This is a genomic window from Bathymodiolus heckerae thiotrophic gill symbiont (assembly GCF_900128515.1).
In the GTDB taxonomy this organism is placed as follows: domain Bacteria; phylum Pseudomonadota; class Gammaproteobacteria; order PS1; family Pseudothioglobaceae; genus Thioglobus_A.
Window position 1 is genome coordinate 1 of the sequence record NZ_FQTP01000132.1, and the last position, 2,953, is coordinate 2,953.

A 2,953-nucleotide genomic window follows, 5' to 3' on the forward strand; every position below is an offset into this window, starting at 1 on the left:
ATAGGCATCAATGGTTTTGGGTTGCAGGCCTTGAAGCTTCAGATACTTGCAGTGCTGCGTATAATAATGGTTGAATTTAAGTTCTATAGATGGTGTCATAATTGCGTAACCTCATTTTTGTTAGTTGAATGAGCTTACAAATTAACCTGTTATGCATATAACAGGCAATGAGGTTACACTATAAATTTAGGGGTGAAGCTGTTTTTCTCCGCGATAGCGGCTTCGTCCAACAAGAAGTACAAGCATACATGTTCCATATATTCCGGATGAGGCTATGGAACAATGTATAATACTTTATAACGAAGCTAAATGGTTAGGGAAGGAAATTAATAGTATTCAAGTCAATAGTTATAGCCAGTCATCTGTTAACAACTATAACAACAAAGTAGAACAGCATACTCAGATGACAAGCGCCTTTAATAAAGACTGCGCAGGAACACAGTCCGAATCGGCTTATAGGGCTGCGCAAAAGTTGAATGCAGAAATGTGAGGTTGACTATTTTTTAGCAATTGGAATTGTCACAACTAGTCAAGACTGAATACAAGTAAGTGGTTTTTGGGGCTGGTTGAATTTATTAAATCAATGGTTTTAAAATCAATCGCTGAAAATCAGGGAAACGGAGCCTTAGCAAAGTGATGATCTTTAGTCCCTGATAGGCGACAGGGCAATTCGCTGATTCGACGTGTGCTAGCAGCACGCGAGAGAAGCAAGAATTGCATTCCGATAAGCCATCAAGCCATTTGAGGTAGCAATGACGAAGCGGCTTTTGTGCGTAGTCGTTGCGGACGAAGGGCGTTCAGGGCATCATCTAGTCGCTGCGTAGGTGAACGAATTATGGCGACACGAGTCCTGGAATTTCGTGAGGTAGCATGGCGCGCCTTGCTGTAATATTATTGATGACTCACATAGAACTGCCATTTCAGCTTGTTATTAGGGATGTAGTAGAAAATTATAAAACGAACCATTTTTGAACACAAAAGTTTACCTGATTACCCATGACTCTCAGCTAGTTTTCGTCATTCCTGCATGTTTTTAGCAGGAATCTCGTAGGATAAGCCTAGATTCCCGATAAAAGGCTTCGGGAATGACGAGTTTTTAATATACTGATGTTTCACGTGTTAATCTACTATGGCTGAGAGTTGTACGTAATCAGGAAAGTTTATATATAAATCAACAAAGTAAGGAGAACGTATTGGATATTTTAATTTCACTTATTCTAGTGCTGCTATCAACCATTCTTATTGCAAAAGCTTGTGATGGTTTTGAAACTGCGGCTGACTACCTTGGGCGAAATATGTCTGAGGGAGTGAAAGGGGCTTCCATTAATGCTATCGGAAGTTCTATGCCAGAATTATTTGCCACCTTTGTATTTCTGTTTTTGTTTTATGATACCAGTGGTTTTGCTGGCGGTATCGGTACTACTGCTGGTAGCGCAGTCTTTAATACGATGATTATTCCTGCAGCAAGTATTTTGACTGCGATGAAAATGTTTAACATTGCTTCAATCAATGTTTCAAAAAAAGTAATTTTACGTGATGGTTTGATGTTAATTGCTGCGGAGTTTGTTTTAATTGTAACTATAGGTGAAACGCTAGAATGGTGGCATGGCATGATGTTAATGTTGCTCTATATTGGTTATGCTGGATACATGTTTACATCAATGAAAAAGAGTTCCGAAGAAGCTAATGGTGGTGATGACGAAGAAGATGTTGAAAACGACGAAAATGGAAGCTCATCAAATCGGTTATTATCCTTTTTTAAAGTTGATTTAGAGAATGCAATCATTGGTGAAAACTCGATGTCAACTGGTAATTCTTGGGCTTTATTATCAGTGTCTACCGTGTTTATCGCCCTAGCCTGTTATATTCTTGTTTATGGCTGTGAATTATTCGCTCATACTATTGGGATTAATGGTTACTTTGTTGCAGTTATTTTGGTAGCTGCTGCCAGTAGCGTACCTGATACAATCTTATCGATGAAAGATGCAAAAAAAGGTAATTATGATGATGCGGTATCTAATGCTTTAGGAAGTAACATTTTTGATATTTGTTTTGCGCTAGGCTTGCCTCTGTTCTTATATACTGTGATTTATGGCACAATCACTATACCAACAGAAATAGTAGAACATGTCTCTGAACTTAGGATTTTGCTCCTGTTTTTAACTATTGCTGCATTCTTGATATTCTTTTTTAGTCGTTCCATGGGAAAGAAAGAAGCAATTAGTTTGCTAGCAATGTATGCTGTTTTTACAACTTATATAGTTGCAAGAGCTTATGAAATGGCATGGATACAACCTGTTACTGAAATTCTTCATTCAATTCAAAAACTTTTACAGTAGCTTTAAAATAATATGGTGAGAGAATAGTATGTCTAATGAAAAAAGGATAATTAGCGGTCAAAATATAGCCGTCAATGCACTGACTTTTAAAATATCAGTAAACTGTGTAATAGAAATGCCAGATAGTAATGATATTGATGTTTCAGCATTCTTACTGAATGCTGAAGGTAAGGTAACAAAAGACAATGATTTTATTTTTTATAATAACCCCAGTTCAAAATCTCAATGTATAACCTTAAACTCAAGTGCCCCAGAGGTTCAGGTTTTTAATATTGATTTATCTAAAATCCCCATAACTGTAAAAAAAATTGCATTTGTTATCACTGTACCAGTGGAATTTTCGTTAGCAAAGCAACTGTGTATTGATATCAAAGAAGAATTGGTCTTTCATCCAGAAACAAAACAAATGAAAGAAAAGTCCTTGATTTTAGGTGAACTATATCTTCATAATGAAAATTGGAAGTTTAGAGCATTAGGGATGGGGTTCCAAGGTGATGATATGGACTCCTCTCTCTCCAACGGTGCGATAATACACCTAAGAGAAATAACGGAGCAAAGAGGAGCCCGACATGAATAATAGCGTAATTGGATTGGATATAGCAAAAAACATTTTT

Annotated in this window: 3 protein-coding genes; all 3 read left to right on the forward strand. The window is 36.9% G+C overall.

Annotation, left to right across the window (positions count from 1 at the left end; translation table 11 throughout):
- The first annotated feature begins 274 nt into the window (after nt 1-274).
- The 3 genes from BTHERMOSOX_RS10090 to BTHERMOSOX_RS10100 all read left to right on the forward strand — a co-directional run bounded on the left by BTHERMOSOX_RS10090 (nt 275) and on the right by BTHERMOSOX_RS10100 (nt 2,916).
- Complete coding sequence (locus BTHERMOSOX_RS10090) at nt 275-490, forward strand: hypothetical protein (RefSeq protein ID WP_138121033.1); 216 nt, start codon at nt 275-277, stop codon at nt 488-490.
- A gap of 703 nt (nt 491-1,193) precedes the next feature.
- Nucleotides 1,194-2,339: a sodium:calcium antiporter gene (locus BTHERMOSOX_RS10095; protein WP_138121034.1), complete on the forward strand. Its 1,146-nt coding sequence runs from the start codon at nt 1,194-1,196 to the stop codon at nt 2,337-2,339.
- 28 nt (nt 2,340-2,367) lie between these two features.
- On the forward strand, nt 2,368-2,916 hold the full coding sequence (locus BTHERMOSOX_RS10100) for a TerD family protein (RefSeq protein WP_138121035.1): 549 nt from the start codon (nt 2,368-2,370) through the stop codon (nt 2,914-2,916).
- Nucleotides 2,917-2,953: the final 37 nt, after the last annotated feature.

Coding starts and splice junctions, on each gene's coding strand:
- BTHERMOSOX_RS10100 (WP_138121035.1), top strand. CDS start 2,368: ATGTCTAATGAAAAAAGGATAATTAGCGGTCAAAATATAGCCGTCAAT.
- BTHERMOSOX_RS10090 (WP_138121033.1), top strand. CDS start 275: ATGGAACAATGTATAATACTTTATAACGAAGCTAAATGGTTAGGGAAG.